Source organism: Cobetia sp. UCD-24C, assembly GCF_001306765.1.
Lineage (GTDB): Bacteria > Pseudomonadota > Gammaproteobacteria > Pseudomonadales > Halomonadaceae > Cobetia > Cobetia amphilecti.
The window spans coordinates 41,202-59,307 of sequence record NZ_LJTD01000009.1; the positions used below are offsets into that span (position 1 = coordinate 41,202).

General features: G+C 64.0%; 15 protein-coding genes. 7 read left to right on the forward strand and 8 right to left on the reverse strand.

Annotation, left to right across the window (positions count from 1 at the left end; genetic code table 11):
* Positions 1 to 14: 14 nt before the first annotated feature.
* Entirely contained in the window at positions 15 to 2,120 is a 2,106-nt protein-coding gene (locus AOG28_RS13305; RefSeq protein WP_082388791.1) for a sigma-54-dependent Fis family transcriptional regulator, read from the forward strand.
* 167 nt (positions 2,121 to 2,287) lie between these two features.
* Here the strand turns inward: AOG28_RS13305 and AOG28_RS13310 are convergent, their stop codons facing one another.
* The 6 genes from AOG28_RS13310 to AOG28_RS13330 form a co-directional block, all read right to left on the reverse strand.
* Complete coding sequence (locus AOG28_RS13310; protein WP_054556761.1) at positions 2,288 to 3,139, reverse strand: ABC transporter permease; 852 nt, start codon at positions 3,137 to 3,139, stop codon at positions 2,288 to 2,290.
* Between the two features lie 3 nt (positions 3,140 to 3,142).
* Positions 3,143 to 4,444, reverse strand: coding sequence for an ABC transporter permease (locus AOG28_RS13315; protein ID WP_054556762.1), 1,302 nt, complete (start codon positions 4,442 to 4,444; stop codon positions 3,143 to 3,145).
* 174 nt (positions 4,445 to 4,618) lie between these two features.
* Complete coding sequence (locus AOG28_RS13320; RefSeq protein ID WP_225347830.1) at positions 4,619 to 5,755, reverse strand: extracellular solute-binding protein; 1,137 nt, start codon at positions 5,753 to 5,755, stop codon at positions 4,619 to 4,621.
* 176 nt (positions 5,756 to 5,931) lie between these two features.
* On the reverse strand, positions 5,932 to 7,080 hold the full coding sequence (locus AOG28_RS13325; protein WP_082388792.1) for an ABC transporter ATP-binding protein: 1,149 nt from the start codon (positions 7,078 to 7,080) through the stop codon (positions 5,932 to 5,934).
* A gap of 368 nt (positions 7,081 to 7,448) precedes the next feature.
* Positions 7,449 to 7,610, reverse strand: a complete 162-nt coding sequence (locus AOG28_RS17840; protein WP_043334518.1) for a YqaE/Pmp3 family membrane protein — start codon at positions 7,608 to 7,610, stop codon at positions 7,449 to 7,451.
* Between the two features lie 100 nt (positions 7,611 to 7,710).
* Entirely contained in the window at positions 7,711 to 7,995 is a 285-nt protein-coding gene (locus tag AOG28_RS13330; RefSeq protein ID WP_200906789.1) for a hypothetical protein, read from the reverse strand.
* 375 nt (positions 7,996 to 8,370) lie between these two features.
* On the opposite strand from AOG28_RS13330, the gene AOG28_RS13335 reads away from it, so the two are divergent.
* From AOG28_RS13335 to AOG28_RS13350, 4 genes are all read left to right on the forward strand, one after another.
* On the forward strand, positions 8,371 to 9,120 hold the full coding sequence (locus tag AOG28_RS13335; protein WP_054556763.1) for a glutathione peroxidase: 750 nt from the start codon (positions 8,371 to 8,373) through the stop codon (positions 9,118 to 9,120).
* A 113-nt stretch (positions 9,121 to 9,233) separates the two neighbouring features.
* Positions 9,234 to 10,718: a dihydrolipoyl dehydrogenase gene (locus AOG28_RS13340; protein ID WP_054556820.1), complete on the forward strand. Its 1,485-nt coding sequence runs from the start codon at positions 9,234 to 9,236 to the stop codon at positions 10,716 to 10,718.
* A 158-nt stretch (positions 10,719 to 10,876) separates the two neighbouring features.
* Positions 10,877 to 11,296 (forward strand): CBS domain-containing protein, encoded by a 420-nt coding sequence (locus AOG28_RS13345; protein ID WP_043334523.1) that lies wholly within the window; start codon positions 10,877 to 10,879, stop codon positions 11,294 to 11,296.
* 618 nt (positions 11,297 to 11,914) lie between these two features.
* Positions 11,915 to 13,351, forward strand: a complete 1,437-nt coding sequence (locus AOG28_RS13350; RefSeq protein ID WP_054556764.1) for a D-serine ammonia-lyase — start codon at positions 11,915 to 11,917, stop codon at positions 13,349 to 13,351.
* Here AOG28_RS13350 and AOG28_RS13355 read toward each other — a convergent pair.
* Positions 13,328 to 13,912: a YqaA family protein gene (locus AOG28_RS13355; RefSeq protein ID WP_054556765.1), complete on the reverse strand. Its 585-nt coding sequence runs from the start codon at positions 13,910 to 13,912 to the stop codon at positions 13,328 to 13,330. The two genes, AOG28_RS13350 and AOG28_RS13355, sit on opposite strands and share 24 nt — an antisense overlap.
* A 124-nt stretch (positions 13,913 to 14,036) precedes the next feature.
* Entirely contained in the window at positions 14,037 to 14,852 is an 816-nt protein-coding gene (gene glcC / locus AOG28_RS13360) for a transcriptional regulator GlcC (RefSeq protein WP_054556766.1), read from the reverse strand.
* A gap of 388 nt (positions 14,853 to 15,240) precedes the next feature.
* Here glcC and glcD point away from each other — a divergent pair, with 388 nt between their 5' ends.
* Complete coding sequence (gene glcD / locus AOG28_RS13365; protein ID WP_054556767.1) at positions 15,241 to 16,740, forward strand: glycolate oxidase subunit GlcD; 1,500 nt, start codon at positions 15,241 to 15,243, stop codon at positions 16,738 to 16,740.
* Between the two features lie 155 nt (positions 16,741 to 16,895).
* Positions 16,896 to 18,098: a glycolate oxidase subunit GlcE gene (gene glcE, locus AOG28_RS13370; protein WP_082388793.1), complete on the forward strand. Its 1,203-nt coding sequence runs from the start codon at positions 16,896 to 16,898 to the stop codon at positions 18,096 to 18,098.
* Positions 18,099 to 18,106: the final 8 nt, after the last annotated feature.

Consider the following 18,106-nt stretch of genomic DNA (forward strand, 5'->3'; position numbering starts at 1 on the left):
ACAAGGGACGTCGCATGCCACTACCCCACGCCGCCAAGCACTCAGCGCGCCACGCTGCTCATCATTCGGCCAAGCATCCAGCCCGCCATGCAGAGGATCAGGCGCTCGATCGAGATTCCGCCTGCGCAACGTCTGCGGCGGCTCTTCCCTCTTCTTTCCCCTCGGCGCTGCCACCCTCAACCCTCAGGAGTCCGCCGGAGGAGCTCGTCTGGCGTCAGCGTCAGGCCGCCAGCCTGATGGCGACGGTGGCGTCAGCGGTGGCCGGCCATACCCTCAACCTGCTCGATCACTGGCAGGCGTGTCTGGTACTGACCGACCGCGACGGCGTGGTGCTGGCAAGCTACGGCCATCAACAGCTGCTGGGCAATGACGCCGCCCTGTTGCACCCTGGCGCGCGCTGGCGTGAGGAGTCGCTGGGTCACAACGCCATCGCCGAGACCCTGAATGCGCCGCGCGCCAATCGCCTGGCACGCATCGCCCTCGAGGCGCATGACGCCGAATGCCTCAAGGGGCTGGCCAGCGCCAGTGCCGCACTGCTGGCCCCCGCCAGCTGGAGTGCCAGTCGCGGCCTGACGCCCGGCGCCTGCGAGGGGTGCCTGGGACTGATCTGCGATCCCTACCGTGTGCGCCAGTACAGCCTCGGCATGCTCGGGGTACTGGCGGATGATATCGAGCAACGCCGTCTGGGCGAGGCGCATGGGCACGACCATCACCTGTTGCGCCTGCATCTCAACCGCTCGCAGCTGGACTCGCCCAGCGCGGCCCTGCTGGCCATCACGCCGCAAGGTCAGGTCGCGGCTGCCAGTCGCCGGGGACTGCAGCTGCTGGCGGCTCACCTTGAACTCACGCCCGCTTCCGAAAACGCAGCCAATGCATCGAACAGCACAGCCCATGCAGCGGACAGCGACAGCTGCGCCACCCGCGATGACATCCACCTGCTGCTGGGCCAGCCGCTGGCACGCTGGCAGCTGGACTGGGCGCCGCTGGCCCAGCTCGCCGAGGCGCAGTGTGTGACGCTCACACAGCACCCGCGCTTCACGGGCTACACCCTGTGTGCAGCCCCGCCCAGGCCACGGGTCGTGCCCCGCGCGCCAGCCAAGCACCCAGAAAGCCAGCCACCGGCCGAAACCGCCGCTCGAGAGACTGCGTGCCACCCGAGTCTTGCGCGCCTGCATCATGGCGATGCCGGCTGGGCCAGGGTCTGCGAACTGCTGACGCGACTGGTGAACGCCCGCCTGCCACTGCTGCTGCAGGGCGAGACCGGCGTCGGCAAGGAGGAAATGGTCAAGGCGCTGCATCAGGCCAGTCATCGCGCCCATCAGCCGCTGGTCGCCATCAACTGCGCCGCCTTGCCTGATGAGCTGGTCGAGGCCGAGCTGTTCGGCTATCGGCGCGGCGCCTTTACCGGTGCCGACCCCGCCGGACGCGAAGGCCGCCTGCTCGAGGCCAATGGCGGGCGCCTGTTTCTGGATGAGATCGGCGACATGCCACTGCATGTGCAGGCGCGTCTGCTGCGCGTGCTGCAGGAGCGTGAAGTCACCCCGCTGGGCGGCGGCAAGCCGCAGCGAGTCGATTTCGAACTGGTCGCCGCCACCCATCAGCCCCTCAGCGAGCTGGTCAAGGCCGGACGCTTCCGGGCAGATCTCTACTATCGCCTGTGTGGCGCCACCATCGCTCTGCCGCCGCTGAGGGAGCGTCACGACATCGCCGGCCTGAGTCGTGCCCTGCTGACACGGCTGTGCCGGGAGCAGCAACGTGAGCTGCCGCGCATCACGCCCGCCTTCCTCGATCGCCTCACCCAGCATGACTGGCCCGGCAACGTGCGTGAGCTGGACAACGTGCTGCGCCTGGCGCTGGCACTGTGCGATGGGCCGACCCTGGAGCCGTGCCATGTGATGCTGGCGGGCGACTGTCTCGCCTCACAGGGCGACTGTCCCGCATCAGAGGGCCAGATCGCCCGCCAGCCCTCGCAAACCAGCGGCCAGCCCTCGCTGCATGATCTCTCCAGCGCCGAGGAGCTGCAGAGTGCGCTGGACTCGCTGGGCGGCAACGTCTCGCGTCTCGCGCGGGAGCTGGGCATCAGTCGCACCACGCTCTACAAGCGACTCGGCGCGGCCTGACGCAGCAGGCTTTTCCTCAAGCCCTGTCTCCAAGCCCTGGCCCTGAAACGCCCGCGCCCCCGCAGAGTCTGTCTGCGGGGGCGCGGGCGTTTCTTGCGACTCCTGTTTCTCACAGCCATCAAGCGCTCAGCGCTCAAGAGCAGAGGGCTGAGGGTCGAGGACAGTGCTCAGCTCGGCGTCAGGCCGCGCAGACGTTCATTGCGGCGGCGAATCAGCTCCAGTGTCGTCAGCAGCAGGATCGAGACCAGAACCAGCAGCGTGGCCACCGCCAGAATCGTCGGGCTGATCTCCTCGCGGATACCGGACCACATCTGGATCGGGATGGTGGTCTGCGCCGGCCCGGCGATGAACAGCACCACCACCACCTCATCAAACGAGGTGATGAAGGCGAACAGCGCACCGGACACCACTCCCGGCGTCACCAGCGGCAGGATGATGCGGAAGAAGGTGCGGCTCGGACTGGCCCCCAGCGAGTGTGCCGCACGTGTCAGCGAGTGATCGAAGCCGGACAGCGTCGCCGTCACCGTGATCACCACGAAGGGAATGCCCAGCGCCGTGTGCGCCAGAATCACGCCCAGATAGGTCTGGGTCAGCCCCAGTTTCGAGAAGAAGAAGAACATCGCCGCGGCGCTGATGATCAGTGGCACGATCATCGGCGAGATCAGGATCGCCATGATGGTATTGCGAAACGGCATGAAGCGGCTGGAAAGCCCCAGTGCGGCAAGCGTGCCCAGTACCGTGGCCAGCACCGTCGCGCACACCGCCACGATGATGCTGTTCTTGATCGAGCGCATCCACTCATCCGAGGTGAAGAACTCCTGATACCAGCGCAGCGAGTAGCCCTCCGGGTCCAGCGACAGCATCTTCTCCGAGAAGGTGAAGTAGGGTTCGGCATTGAACGAGAGCGGAATGATCACCAGGATCGGCCCGATCAGGAACAGGAAGATCAGCGCGCAGAGCACGCAGAACATCCAATGCCAGATCCGCTCACCACGAGTTGCATAGGAAGGTATGGCCATCTGTCACCCCAGTTTGACCTTGTCCACACCGATCAGACGGTTGTAGACGAGATAGAAGAGGATCACCACGACCAGCAGTATCGAGCCAATGGCCGCTGCCAGCCCCCAGTTGAGCGAGGTCTGCATGTGATAGGCGATGAAGTTGGTGATGAAGCGGCCCGACTGCCCGCCCACCAGTGCCGGCGTGATGTAGTAGCCGATGGAGAGGATGAAGACCAGAATCGAGCCCGCCCCGATGCCCGGCAGGGTCTGCGGGAAGTAGACGCGCCGGAAGGCGGTGATCGGCCCGGCGCCCAGCGAGCGCGCTGCGTGCATGTAGCTGGGCGGGATGGTCTTCATCACCGAGTACAGCGGCAGGATCATGAACGGCAGCAGGATGTGGGTCATCGCGATGATGGTGCCGGTCTTGTTGTAGATCATCTGGATACGCGCCTCCTCGGCGAGTATCCCGACGCCCACCAGCATGTCATTGAGCACCCCCTGCTGCTGCAGGATCGCGATCCATGTGGTAGTTCGCACCAGCAGCGAGGTCCAGAACGGCAGCAGCACCAGAATCATCAGCAGATTGCCGCGACTGGCCGGCAGGGTCGCCAGCAGCCAGGCCACCGGATAGGCCAGCAACAGACACAGCCCGGTGATCGCCGCGCTCATCCAGAAGGTGCGAATGAACAGCGAGACGTGGATCTGCAGATACTCCGGTTTCTCGACGATCTCGCCTGTCGGTGAGAACTGGCGATCCACCGCCGCCAGATAGTAGGAAGCGGTGAGAGGCGATGATTCGCGTTTGATCAGACGCCAGATATCCGGGTCCTCCCAATCCTCATCGGCCTTGATCAGCGCGGCCTTGTAAGGGGCCTCCATGCGACCGGCACGGCGGGCGCTCTTCATGAACAGCGACCGCATGCCGGACTTTTCGTAGTTGAGACGCGAGGCGACGCGCCCGAGATTGCGCGCCTTGAGTCCCGCGGCCAGGTCCTGCGCCAGGGCGGCGTAGGCGGCCTCTTCCGGCAACCCTTCGCCGTCCCAGTCGACCAGCACCTCGCTGGTGCGTGGCAGATAGGTGGAGACTTCCGGGTTGTCGACACTGCGTGACAGCATGTCGAAGATGGGCATGACGAATGCCAGCCCGATGAAGACCAGCAATGGCGCCACCAGCAGCAACGCCTTGATGCGGCTGCGACGGATGGCGCGATTGAGGCTCTGTTTCAGCGGTACGCCATCGGCGGTGGTCAGCGCCGCGCCGGGGGCACCATTGGGGTCATGTGCTGCGCTTCCGGACGTGGCCGGGGCGGAGGAATCGCTCATCCTGCACTCCTTGATCGGCTATCCGAGGATGCCTGAGTCGCCAGCCGGCTTCCGCGTGACAGTGACGGAAGCCAACCTGGCGGAATCGAGCATGGCCGACGGGCCATCAGGCATGATCAAAAAGGCCCCGGCGCGCGGGTGTGCGCCACCGGGGCCAGCGGGTCAGTGCAGGGGTCAGCGTGCCAGCCAGGCGTTGAAGCGCTGGCTCAGCTCATCGAGGTTGTCGGCCCAGAATTCGTCATCCTTGGGGATGGCGGTCTCGAAGTTGGGGCCATAGGTGGGCATGTGCGGCTTCATGTCGATGCCGGTGTCCGCATGGGTCGAGACCAGTGCCGCGGAGGAGGTACGCGCCGGCCCGTAGGAGATGTACTTGGCCTGATCCGCCAGACGCTGGGTATCGGTGGCGAACATCAGGTAATCCTTGACCTTGTCGAGCTTGCCGGTCGGCACCACCCAGCCATCCAGCTCGAAGACCTGGGCATCCCAGACGATGGAGAATGGCTGCTTCTCGTTGACCTCGGCATCGAAGATGCGTCCGTTGTAGGCCGAGGCGAAGGCCACTTCCTTGTCCGCCAGCAGCTGCGGTGGCTGTGCGCCCTCTTCCCACCAGATCACGCTGTCCTTGATGGTATCGAGCTTGGCGAAGGCACGTTCGATGCCTTCCTCGGAATCCAGCATCTCGTAGACATCTTCCGGGGCCACGCCATCGGCTACCAGCGCCCACTCCATGTTGTTGATCGGCTTCTTCTGCAGCGCACGCTTGCCGGGGAATTCCTCGAGATTGAAGACGTCATCGATGGAATCCGGCTGCTTGTCCTCGGGGAACATCTCGGTATTGAAGGCCACGATGTTGGAGTAGACGATCTGCGGCACGAAGCACTCGCTGAGCGAATTCTCGATGAAGTCCTCGCTGGCCGGCGTGCCATCCGGCGCTGCCGCGAACAGGGTGTCCGGGTCCAGCGGCTCGATCAGGCCTTCCGAACAGGCGATCAAGGCATCACTGGGCAGCATGTCGACCAGGTCCCAGGTGACGTTGCCGGCCTGGACCTGTGCGCGCAGACCGGAAAGCGCATTGGATGACTTGTCGATATTGACGACGGTGTCGCCGCTCTTCTCTTCCCAGGGCTCGTGATAAGCCTTGTTCTGGCTGTCGGTATAGGCGCCGCCCCACGAGACGATATTGAGCGTCTCGGCCTGGGCCGCACCGGCGCTCATGCCGGCCGCTGCCACGGCAACCGCCAGCAGACTGCGCAGCGGCATGCCCGGGCGCGAGGTAGTGAATGACGCGGTGAACTGATTGATGACTGACATGGATGAATCTCCCTGATTTCTTGTTGTTGTGCTGCACTCTTGTCGCGAAATCTGCTCTTGCTCTGCTGAGGAAGCGTGCTTCACCTCCCGTACTGCCTTGTCTTTACTCGCCTGGCCTTCCTCGCCTGTCCTTTTCTAGTCTGTCCTTAACTGGCCTGTTCTGACCTTTGCTGGCCTCAGGCATCCAGCGCCCGGCAATCGCAGGCGTCCCATCCCACCTGCAAGGTCTGCCCGGGCCGCAAGGGCGGATAGCCCTCGGCGTTGGGTGTCTTGATGATGAATTCGTCACTGCCACACACCGCCACGCGCGTGCGCAGATGATCTCCAAGATAGATCACCTCGAGCACCTCGGCGGAGAAGACATTGTCGGGAGGGCTTTGCGTGCCCGCGGCGCCTGGCTCCTCCGCCGACAGCAGGCGCACCCGCTCCGGGCGCAGTGACAGCTGGGTGCGCTCGCCGACCTCATTGACGGCCACCTTGAGTGCCCGTACCTGCTCGCCACTGTCGAGGGTCACCGTGCAATGCTCGCCCTGAGCGTCGAGCTGCGATACCTGGCCGTTGAGGCGATTGTTCTCGCCGATGAAATAGGCGACGAAGGCATTCTCCGGCGCTTCATACAGCGCCTCGGGGGTCGCCAGCTGCTGGACGATGCCGTCATTGAAGACCGCGATGCGGTCCGACATGGTCAGCGCTTCCGTCTGATCGTGGGTCACGTAGAGCATGGTGACGCCGAGGCGCTGGTGGATGCGCTTGATCTCGAACTGCATCTCTTCGCGCAGGTTCTTGTCCAGCGCCCCCAGCGGCTCATCCATCAGCACCAGCTCCGGCTCGAAGACCAGCGCACGTGCCAGGGCGACCCGCTGTTGCTGCCCGCCGGAGAGCTGCCCCGGGCGGCGATCGCCGAATTCGCCGAGTCGCACCATGTCCAGCGCGTTGGCCACCTTGGTCGAGATTTCCTCCTTGCTCATGCCGCGCACTTCCAGCGGGAAGGCCAGGTTCTCGGCCACGCTCATGTGCGGAAACAGCGCATAGTTCTGGAAGACCATGCCGATACCGCGCTTGTGCGGTGGCAAGTCGTTGATGGGGGTACCGTCGAGGAGGATGTCGCCGTGGGTCGGCGTTTCGAAGCCTGCCATCATCATCAGGCAGGTGGTCTTGCCGGAACCGGACGGCCCCAGCAGGGTGACGAACTCGCCGCGCTGGACTTCAAGATTGAAGCCCTTGACCACCAGCGTTTCGCCGTCATAGCTCTTTTGCACATCATTGAAGATCGCGAAGCAGGAGCTGGTCTCCTGCGGCGCGTCGGGCTCAGCAGTCGTGACCATGCGTGGTATCCATACGTGTTGTTGTTATCGTGGAGCATGTGATCGAACAGGCTTAACCGGCCCTGATCGCTGCCCTCAGTCCCATTTGACCCTACGGGGGCAAGCGAGAGGCGACAAGCGCCGCGCTCGCTGAAAAGCGTTGAAATCAGGCTATGCGAAAGTCTACATGTTGAACTACCGTCGCCTGCCATTCGCCGAGGGGCCTCGGCAAGCATCGCCGCTGAATCACCGACGCCACATGGCGCTTCCCCGGTGAGCGCCCACTGAAAAGCCCCCGCTGCACACAAGGCAGCGGGGGCTTTGGGTCTTTCAACTCTGGGTTGCCCGCGGTGGGCAGCCATATCAGAGCCTCTGGGGCTCAGCGGCGGTCAGAACTTGGTAATGACCCACACCGCGTGGATGATCCCCGGCAGGAAACCGAAGCAGGTCAGGATGATGTTGATCCAGAAATGCTTGTTGGCGACACCCACCTGCATGAGAACGCCCAGCGGCGGCAGGATGATGGCCAGAATGATGCGAATGATATCCATGAGTTGCTCCTTGCGATTGTGACAACCGTGACTCCACGGAGGTCATGAATGTTCGGTACTCGTGTTGATCAGTGTCCTTCTTGATCACTGTCCTTCTTGATCACAGTCCTTCTCGATCAGCGTCGGCCTTGTCGACGTCATCGTCGTGCGCAGGGGCGGATCCGCCGGCGCGGGCCTGACGATCGATCTTCTGGGACAGCTTCTCGGAGTCCGCGGCCAGCTGCTCGTGGTAGCGCTCCCAGTCTTCCCAGTCATGCGGCGTCCCGGTGCGGGGCCGATGGCTGCCGGACTCACGTGCACGTGCCCAGGCATGTTCTTCCAGACTCTGAGGCTTGTCCTCCTCCTTGTCCTTGTCCTTGTCGCCGTCCAGGCCGTGCTTCGCCATGTACTCTCGTGCGTTCATCTATTGCCTCGCTTGCCAGACTCGACGCCTGACGATGCTGTGACGTACCCACTACCTATGGCTAACATGGGCAAATATCAAGTCTGTATAACTATTTCCGGCAAAAAAGCCGCTTGCCGGCCAGCACGTTCCTGCCGAGAACAAGGCCATGAGCCAACCCACGCCTGACTGTCAGCATCATCATCAAGAAAAGCTATCGCCTCGCTTGATGCAATCAAATTCACCCGAAAGAGGCTTGCCCCTAGACTGGCTCCAGTTTCGCAAGGCACTGATTTCTCATGCACTCGACAGCGTCATCGAGCCTCAGTCGCCTGCCATCCCCTTTAGATACGTCTCATCGAGACCGGAGCCAATTTCATGCAACTCGAATCACACGAAGGCCAGCAGGTCCCGAACGTCAGCTTCAAGATCCGTCGCGACGGCCGTCTGGTCGAGCGCACCAGCGAGGAGATCTTCTCGGGCCGCAACGTGGTGGTCTTCGCCCTACCGGGCGCTTTCACCCCGACCTGTTCTTCTACTCACCTGCCGCGCTACAACGAGCTGGCCGATCGCTTCTATGCTGTCGGCGTCGACGAGATCGTCTGCCTGTCCGTCAATGACGCCTTCGTCATGCAATCCTGGGGCGAGCATCAGGAAGCCGAGAACCTGAGCCTGATCGCCGACGGCAACGGTGACTTCGCCGCCGGCATGGGCATGCTGGTCGACAAGAGCGACATCGGTTTCGGCAAGCGCAGCTGGCGCTATTCCATGCTGGTACGCAACGGCGTGGTCGAGAAGCAGTTCATCGAGCCGCAGAAGCCGGGCGACCCCTTTGAAGTCTCCGACGCCGATACCATGCTCGACTATCTGGACCCGGACGCCGGCCGTCCCAGCTTCGCTACCCTGTTCAGCAAGCCGGGCTGCCCGTACTGCGCACGTGCGAAGCAGATGCTCGACGAAGCGCGCATCAGCTACGAAGTCATCGAAGTCGGCACCCGCGGCGTGACCTCACGCACCCTGCGCGCCATGACCGGCCAGGCCACCGTGCCGCAGGTCTGGATCGACGGCGAGCATGTCGGCGGCAGCGATGAAGTCGCCCGCTACTTCGGCAGCCTGACCAGCGCTTGAACGCATCACGCTGACAGGCCCCGATAACTTTCTCTTTTCATCACGCGCGGGCCACGCTCGCGCCTGAGACCCCATTGTCAGGTGCGCCGCTGGCGCGCCTTGAGGAGTACGACGTGAACGAACGCCAGGTTGAAGTCGCCATCATCGGTGCAGGCAGTGCCGGTCTGGGCGCCTATCGCGCCGCCAAGGCACACACCGATTCCGTGGTCATGATCGAAGGTGGCCCCTACGGCACCACCTGTGCCCGTGTCGGCTGCATGCCGTCCAAGCTGCTGATCAGTGCGGCCGAAGCCGCGCATCACGCCCGTGACACCACACCGTTCGGCATCAATGTCGAAGGCGAGGTCAAGGTGGATGGCCGCGCCGTGATGGACCGCGTCAAGCGAGAGCGCGACCGCTTCGTCGGCTTCGTGGTCGAGTCCGTGGAAGGCATCCCCTCCCACGACAAGCTGCGCGGCAATGCGCGTTTCGAGACCGCCAACAGCCTGATCATCGGCGACAACGAGACCCGCGTCACCTTCGAGCGTGTCGTGATCGCCACCGGCTCACGCCCCAGCTACCCGGGCTTCTTCGAGAATGCCGGTGACCGCCTGATCATCAACGACAGCGTCTTCGACTGGGACGACCTGCCGGAATCCGTCGCCGTCTTCGGCCCGGGCGTCATCGGGCTGGAGCTGGGCCAGGCGCTCACGCGTCTCGGCGTGCGCATCCGCATGTTCGGTGTCGGCGGTGCCATCGGCCCGCTGCGTGACGAGAAGCTGCGTGCCACTGCCGATCGCGTCTTCAACGAGGAGTTCTATCTCGACCCGGACGCCAAGGTCGAGAAGATCGAACGCGTCGAGGACGAGAACGGTGCCGGTGTCGAGATCACCTTCATCGAGCGTGGCAGCGAAGCGCGTCTCACCGAGCGTTTCGACTACCTGCTCGCGGCCACCGGCCGTCGCCCGAACGTCGATCGCCTCAATATCGAGGCGCTGGGCCTGAAGCTTGATGAGCGCGGCGTGCCGATCTTCAATCGTCACACCCTGCAGACTCGTCTGAGCGACGACACGCCGAGCCATGTCTTCATTGCCGGCGACGCCAACAACGACCTGCCGCTGCTGCACGAAGCCTCCGATGAGGGCCGTATCGCCGGTGACAACGCCGGTCGCTTCCCCGACGTGCGTGCCGGTCAGCGCAAGAGCACCATCGCCGTCGTGTTCAGTGATCCGCAGATGGCCACCATCGGCCTCTCGACCGCCGAGATCGAACAGCGCTACGGTGCCTGCGACTGCTACGCGGTGGGCGAAGTCGACTTCACCGGCCAGGGTCGCTCCCGCGTGATGCGCATGAACAAGGGCATGCTGCGCGTCTATGGCGAGCAAGGCACCGGCCTGCTGCTGGGCGCCGAGATCTTCGGTCCGCGTGCCGAGCACCTCGCCCACCTGCTGGCCTGGTCCCATCAGCAACGCATGACCATCGAGCAGATGCTGGAAATGCCCTTCTATCACCCGGTGATCGAGGAAGGCCTGCGCACCGCGCTGCGTGACCTCAACGCCAACCTGCAGCTGGGACCGGCCATCGTCGAGCGCTGCATGGAATGCGGTCCGGGTGACTGATACCCCCTCAAGGCAACGGGACGCGCAGCTCACGCAGTGATGCCCTATGCTCTGAATAGATGTTGAATGTCGCCGGCAGTCACGAAATTGGCTGCCGGCATTCATCGCACGGCTCCCTCACCGGAGAGTCGAAGAGCAGTGACGCAGGAGATCTGCCCATGAAAGCCACCCAGCTCAAGGTGCCCTCGACCCTTCGCGACATCATGTCCCGCGACTGTTATCGCGTGAAGGCACGCACCAGCATTCTCGAACTCGCCCAGGGCCTGACCCACCACCGTCTGCCCGGCGTGCCGGTCGTGGATGACCTGGACCGCCTGATCGGCTTCATCTCCGAACAGGACATCCTCGGCAAGCTGCTCGACAGCGCCTATCACTGCGGCCAGCATGCCCAGGTCGGCGACCTGATGCGTCACGAAGTCCTCAGCGTCGGCCCGAATGACAGCATCACGGACCTGGCGCAGCACATGAATGGCCAACGTCCCAAGGTCTATCCGGTGGTCGAGCAGGGCCGCCTGATCGGCATGGTCACCCGCCGCGATGTCCTGAGTGCGCTGCTGGTGATGCAGAACGGCTGTTGAGACAGTTCATCCATCAAGAAACTGCTTAGAAGCCAGTCCTAACGTACAGAGCCCCCAGCGGTCATCACCGCTGGGGGCTCTGTACGTTAGGACTGAGAAAACCGAGTGCATCGAGAGCGCCTTCAGCATGCTTGCACCAGCAGGCCAATGTCTCAAAGATTACCCAATGGCTAATCAATCTCTGCCGCCAGCCTGACATCCAACAATTTACGCGCCGCAACCCGAGGCGGTGACAGTCGCTGGAAAGCGCTGTACCGCGCCCCTGCCACCAAGACCTATGGTCACAATGAAAGTCGCTGAAAGCTTGGGGAAATTCGAACGTCCCCAGGCGAAAACCTGCCAAAGCCCGCGTATTTCAGGCATAAAAAAATCCGCCAGGAAAACCGTGGCGGACCAAAGAACAGTTAAAGCCAGACATAACATCGCGATAACATCATGTCCTTGCTTACTATGACTGCACCTTTTGCATTTCTATCCCGACGGTCGCCAAAAAATTCGGCCTTTTTTGTCACTGACCTTTACGGAATGTGAAAGCTGGGCTACGTGCGTTGCCAGTGGAAGACGCGCTAACCTGTGATCTGACCTGATCGCTGGATCGAGCCCCCACAAGGACACCGCATGTCTGCCACGCCCCATGACCTCCACGCCCTGACGCTGCGTCACCCGGAAATCGCCAGCCTGATGGCCGGCCGCGAAATCGGCTGGCTCAACCCTGAACGCGTCGCGACCGCCAAGGCGCTCGCCTCACCGACGCTGCAGGCAAGTGGCGTGGGGACCCAGGACATCGAGGATGCCGACGCACGCCTAATGCGTTTCGCTCCCTGGATTGCCGAAGCCTTCCCCGAGACCGCCGCCGCGTCAGGGCGCATCGAATCGCCGCTGGTGGCAGCGCCCGGCTTGCAGCAGGCGCTGAGCGGCATAGCCTCGACCGCATCTCCCCTCAGCGCAGCCGAATCCCCGCTGCCCGGCCGCCTGATGATCAAGTGCGACAACGCCCTGCCCATCTCGGGTTCGATCAAGGCACGTGGTGGCATCCACGAGGTGCTCAAGCATGCCGAGCGTCTCGCCGTTGACGCAGGGCTTGTGCGTCTTGATGACGACTATCGCGCCTTCGAACACCCCGCGATTCAGGCACTGCTGGCCAACCAGCGGATACTGGTGGGCTCCACCGGCAACCTGGGACTCAGCATCGGGATCATGAGTGCCCGACTCGGCTTTCGCGTCACCGTCCACATGTCGGCGGATGCCAAGCAGTGGAAGAAGGATCTACTGCGCTCGCGTGGCGCAGAGGTCGTGGAGCACAGCGGCGATTACAGCAAGGCGGTCGAGGCTGGACGCCGGGAGGCGCAGCAGCCAGACGCCCACTTCATCGATGATGAAAGCTCGCGGGATCTGTTCATGGGCTACGCCACGGCAGCCAGCCGCCTCGCGCGGCAGCTCGAGGATCAGGGGATTGCCGTGGATGCCCGCCATCCGCTGTGCGTCTACCTGCCCTGTGGCGTCGGCGGCGGCCCGGGCGGCGTGGCCTACGGCCTCAAGCAGGTCTTCGGTGACGCCGTGCACTGCTTCTTCGCCGAGCCGGTCAATTCCCCCTGCATGCTGCTGGGCATGTTGACCGGGAAGCATGACGGCATCGCGGTGGAGGATATCGGACTGGACAATCGCACCTGTGCCGATGGCCTGGCGGTGGGGCGCGCCTCGGCCTTCGTCGGGCAGGTGATGGCACCGCTGCTCAGTGGCATCTACACCCTGTCGGATGACAGCATGCTCGAATGGCTGGCGCTGGCGCATGACAGCGAAGGGCTCAAGCTTGAGCCATCGGCGCTGGCCGGGGTGCCCGGCATCCACCACGTGCTGCGCAATGACGCTCCCGAGTGGCACGCCTGGCGAGCGGCTGTCGGGCTGGATGACGGCGAAGTACAGGCCAACACCACCCATGTCATATGGGCCACCGGCGGCAGCATGGTGCCCGATGAGATCTGGCAGGCCGACTATCAGCGTGGCAAGGCGTTGCTGGCGACTGCCGGCAGATCAAGCGATGAACGCCTGCCATAACCACACGCTCGTCAGGGTCAGCCCGATCACGCCCAGTGGGCGTGAATAGCGTTGCCAGAGGGCCATCGCCTGATCCTCGACCAGTGCCACCAGGGCCGCCAGTCCGAAATAGCGCACTCCGCGCCCGACCAGTGCCGCCAGCAGGAACAGCCCGACCGGATACCCGCTGGCACCGGCGACCAGCATGGCGCTCTGAAAGGGAATCGGCACGATGCCGATCAGCATGATGGCGAGGAAGCCCTGCTCGCTGAAGCGCTGCTGGAAGGCTTCGAAGGCCTGCTGACCGCCGAAGAAGCTGATCAACCCATCGCCCCACGCCGCCAGTGCATAGGCCCCGAGATAGAACCCCAGCAGCGCCGCGGTGAGGTTGCCGGCCAATGCCACCGCGGCCACTCGCCAGCGGCGCTCGGGATGGCGCAGCATCCACGGGATCAGGATGACCTCGATGGGAATCGGGATCAAAAGGGTTTCCAGCATCGAGGCGATGAACAGCCACAGCATGGCGTGGCGGGATTGATTGAGGCGGTCGAGCCAATCACTCGCGGAAGAGAGTTTCCACATGAAGGCAGCACGTTGTCCTGGATGATGAGCTGACCACTTTGCCTTGAGTCCGCCCCGCTTGCCAGCCTGGCCACACGCCTGACCTCGAAGCCTGTTCTCAAGGCCAGCTCTCAAACCCTGCGCGCTACTCGAAGCCTTCCAGACGCATGGCAGAGCGGATGAGCCGCTCATCTTCCGCTTCCAGCTCACGCAGACTGTCGCGAATGCCGTGCAGGTGGTCCAGCGCCGCTCTTTCGGCAGCGTCCGGCTGCTGGTCCATCACCGCACGATAGATGGCCGTGTGCTGAGCATTGATCTGGCCGCGGGGAATCGGCCGATGGTAGAGATTGCGCAGCGAGGCGAACACCGAGCTGAGCAGCAGGTCATTGATGCCCTTGAGCGTATGCACCAGCACCGGATTGTGGGATGCCTCACAGATGGCGTGGTGAAAGGCGTGGTCGTGACGCGCCAGCTGCTGGGCATCCGGCAGCGCCTCATCGCCCTGCGCTGAGGACGGAAAGTCCGGCGGATACTCGCGCACGCAGGCCGCCATTGCCTCGTAATGACGCCGGATCAGTACTCTATCCGCCGGCGTGCCACGCTGGGCGGCCAGTCGCGCCGACTGCCCTTCCAGCAAAGCCCGCACTTCCAGCAGGTCATACAGGGTGCGCGGCTGATCCCGAAACAGGTGCATCAGCGGGCTGATATCGCCGCTCGGCAACAGCGCCGCGACGCTCGATCCCTTGCCGTGGCGCGTCTCGATGATGCCCTTGCCACGCAACAGCCTGAGACCTTCGCGCAGCGAGGCCCGCGAGATGCCCAGTCGTTCACATAGCCGGCGCTCCGAGGGAATCATCTGCCCGGGCTTGAGCACGCCGTCCAGAATCAATTGCTCCAGACGCGCCGCTGCCTGATCCGCAGCGCGCGGGTCCGCGCCTGACTCGGCGATGGTTCGCAGCATCCTGCCCCTCCCCTTTTGCTCGACCTTTGTGTGCCGCCTTGATCAACCCGCCGGCGGCGCGTCATTGACTCATTGCCGGCGCCTGGCGATTTCCGACTGGTCAGACCTGTCGATCATCGGGCGCAAAGCCACCTGATGGCAGCAGACGTGAGGCCAGTAAAGCGTGGTTTTCCTTGCGCAAACACTAGACGAATGTCTGGTCAGACCACTGATGTGAGGCATGGACAAGGCCGGGGAGGCAGGCCAGATTGTGTGCAGATCAGGTGCGGCGGAATCGACAGGCGACTCGTTCGAACCCCGCACCAGCCGACAGTAACGACAGACAGCGCCAGCAGACAGAAACGACAGACAGCAGCCGCGCAGACCCCAACCTCCCGGGAGGCAGTGCATGAATATCCTCTATGACCCGACGCTGGATGGGCCGCTGGCCCAGCACGACAAGGGCCAGGTGCTGGCACATCTCACCACCCTGCTGCCGGACCTGACGCTGCTGCACCGCGAGGAGGATCTGCACCCCTTCGAATGTGATGGCCTGTCCGCCTATCGTGTCATGCCGATGCTGGTCGCCCTGCCGGAGCGGGTCGAGCAGGTCGCCGCCCTGCTGCGTGAATGTCATGCGCTGGGCGTGCCGGTGGTGACACGTGGCGCCGGCACCGGGCTATCCGGCGGTGCCTTGCCGCTGGCGCAAGGCGTGCTGCTGGTGATGTCGCGCATGGCACGGATTCTCGAGATCGACCCTGACGCCCGCACCGCGCGCCTGCAGCCCGGGGTGCGCAATCTCGCCATTTCCGAGGCCGCCGCGCCCTTCGGGCTCTACTACGCGCCGGACCCCTCCTCGCAGATCGCCTGCTCCATCGGCGGCAACGTGGCCGAGAATGCCGGTGGCGTGCACTGCCTCAAGTACGGCCTCACCGTGCACAACCTGCTCAAGCTCGAGATGCTGACCATCGAAGGCGAGGCGATGACGATCGGCGCCGATAGCCTCGACTCGCCCGGGCTGGATATGCTGGCGCTGATGACCGGCTCCGAAGGCATGCTGGGGGTGGTCACGGAAGTCACGGTGCGCCTGCTGCCCAGGCCCGAGACCGCCAAGGTGCTGATGGCGAGCTTCGCCGATATCGACAAGGCCGGCCGCGCGGTGGGCGACATCATCGCCTGCGGCATCATCCCCGGCGGGCTCGAGATGATGGACAACCTGGCGATCCGCGCCGCCGAGGACTTCATCCACGCGGGCTATCCGGTCGATGCCGCCGCCATTCTGCTCTGCGAGCTGGACGGCGCCGAGGCCGATGTCATCGATGACTGCGCGCGAGTCCGTGAGGTGCTGGAGCGCGCCGGCGCCACCGAGATCCGCCAGGCACAGGATGAGGCCGAACGCGCGCGCTTCTGGGCCGGGCGCAAGAATGCCTTCCCCGCCGTGGGTCGCATGTCGCCCGATTATTACTGCATGGATGGCACCATCCCGCGCCGCGAACTGCCCGCCGTGCTCAACGGTATCGCCGAACTCTCGCGCCAATCGGGGCTCGCGGTGGCCAATGTCTTCCATGCCGGTGACGGCAACATGCACCCGCTGATCCTGTTCGATGCCAACAAGCCCGGGGAGCTTGAGCTGGCCGAGGAGGTCGGCGGCAGGATTCTGGAACTGTGCGTGGCCGCCGGCGGCAGCATCACCGGCGAACATGGCGTGGGCCGCGAGAAGATCAACCAGATGTGCGCGCAGTTCAATCACGAGGAGATCAGCGTCTTCCATGCCGTGAAGGCTGCCTTCGACCCCACCGGGCTGCTCAATCCCGGCAAGAACATCCCGACGCTGGCGCGCTGTGCCGAATTCGGTGCCATGCATGTGCATCACAACCAGCTGCCACATCCGGAGCTTCCGCGTTTCTAGACAGCTGCCGCATTTCTGGACAGCTTCCGCGTTTCTGGACAGCTTGCGCGCGTCTGGACGGTTTTCTCGGTTATGGACAGCTCTTGAATTCGCCGCCACCAGACCTTCTGCCACCTGATTTTCGCCACTTCATAGCCACTTCATAGAGATATGCCATGCCAGAGCCAGATGATTCGCTCCAGGATCAGGTGCCAAGCCATGCCGAGTGCGCCACACCTGCCGCCAGCCAGCACACGCAGGAACAGGATGCCAGTGAGGCACTTTGCGAGCAGGTCCGCGCCGCCCATGAGGCGAGACGCCCGCTGCGCATCGCCGGCAGTGGCAGCAAGACCTTTCTCGGGCGTAATGTCGAGGCCGAAGGTGTCCTGGACATGCACACGCACCACGGCATCACCCACTACGATCCCTTGGAGCTGATGGTCTCGGTACGTGCCGGCACCCCGCTGGCGACGCTGGAAGCCGTGCTCGCCGAGCAAGGTCAGCATCTGAGCTGCGAGCCGCCCCACTTCGGCCCCGAAGCGACCGTCGGCGGCACTCTCGCCTCTGGACTCAGCGGCCCACGCCGCCCCTGGAGCGGCAGCCTGCGCGACCTGGTGCTGGGCACGCGCATCATCAGCGCCGACGGCAAGGCGCTGCGCTTCGGCGGCGAAGTGATGAAGAACGTAGCGGGCTACGACCTCTCGCGCCTGATGTGCGGTGCCCAGGGCACGCTGGGCGTGATCAGCGAAGTCTCGCTCAAGGTGATGCCGCGACCGGTGGCGAGCGAATCGCTGTGCCTGGAGCTAAGTTTCGCCGAGGCGCTGACTCGCCTGGATGCCTGGGGGCGCACGCCGCTGCCGGTCACAGCGACCAGCTGGCATGACGGTCGCCTCACCCTGCGCCTGGAAGGGGGCGAGCGTTCGGTCCAGGCCGGGCGCGAGCAATTGGGCGGCGAGGTGTTGATGCCTGACCAGGCATCGGCGCAATGGACCGAGTTGCGTGAGCACCGCCTGCCCTTCTTCACCGCGCGCGCGCCACATCAGGCCCTGTGGCGACTGTCCTTGCCGCTGGCACTGGATCACGTCGAATGGCAAGCCGCCGTCAGCGAGCTGCTGGGTCATCTTGAGGACGCCGACCTGCTGTGTGACTGGGCGGGCGCCCAGCGCTGGCTTTACAGCGACGCCCCCGCTGACAGGGTTCGCTCGCTGGCCAGCCGGCTGGGTGGCCATGCCATCTGCTACACCCCGGGAGCCGTCGCTGCCGAGGACAGTCCACTGATGCCACTGGCCGCCATCAATGCCCGCTATCACCTCCAGCTCAAGCAGCAGCTGGATCCTCACGGCATCCTCAATCCCGGTCGTCTATATGCCGAGATGTGATTCACTTC

Bases quoted from the DNA above. Each gene is read 5' to 3' on its own strand.
- AOG28_RS13305 (WP_082388791.1), top strand. From the start codon at position 15: ATGCCACTACCCCACGCCGCCAAGCACTCAGCGCGCCACGCTGCTCAT.
- AOG28_RS13310 (WP_054556761.1), bottom strand. From the start codon at position 3,139: ATGGCCATACCTTCCTATGCAACTCGTGGTGAGCGGATCTGGCATTGG.
- AOG28_RS13315 (WP_054556762.1), bottom strand. From the start codon at position 4,444: ATGAGCGATTCCTCCGCCCCGGCCACGTCCGGAAGCGCAGCACATGAC.
- AOG28_RS13320 (WP_225347830.1), bottom strand. From the start codon at position 5,755: ATGTCAGTCATCAATCAGTTCACCGCGTCATTCACTACCTCGCGCCCG.
- AOG28_RS13325 (WP_082388792.1), bottom strand. From the start codon at position 7,080: ATGGTCACGACTGCTGAGCCCGACGCGCCGCAGGAGACCAGCTCCTGC.
- AOG28_RS17840 (WP_043334518.1), bottom strand. From the start codon at position 7,610: ATGGATATCATTCGCATCATTCTGGCCATCATCCTGCCGCCGCTGGGC.
- AOG28_RS13330 (WP_200906789.1), bottom strand. From the start codon at position 7,995: ATGGCGAAGCACGGCCTGGACGGCGACAAGGACAAGGACAAGGAGGAG.
- AOG28_RS13335 (WP_054556763.1), top strand. From the start codon at position 8,371: ATGCAACTCGAATCACACGAAGGCCAGCAGGTCCCGAACGTCAGCTTC.
- AOG28_RS13345 (WP_043334523.1), top strand. From the start codon at position 10,877: ATGAAAGCCACCCAGCTCAAGGTGCCCTCGACCCTTCGCGACATCATG.
- AOG28_RS13350 (WP_054556764.1), top strand. From the start codon at position 11,915: ATGTCTGCCACGCCCCATGACCTCCACGCCCTGACGCTGCGTCACCCG.
- AOG28_RS13355 (WP_054556765.1), bottom strand. From the start codon at position 13,912: ATGTGGAAACTCTCTTCCGCGAGTGATTGGCTCGACCGCCTCAATCAA.
- glcC (WP_054556766.1), bottom strand. From the start codon at position 14,852: ATGCTGCGAACCATCGCCGAGTCAGGCGCGGACCCGCGCGCTGCGGAT.
- glcD (WP_054556767.1), top strand. From the start codon at position 15,241: ATGAATATCCTCTATGACCCGACGCTGGATGGGCCGCTGGCCCAGCAC.
- glcE (WP_082388793.1), top strand. From the start codon at position 16,896: ATGCCAGAGCCAGATGATTCGCTCCAGGATCAGGTGCCAAGCCATGCC.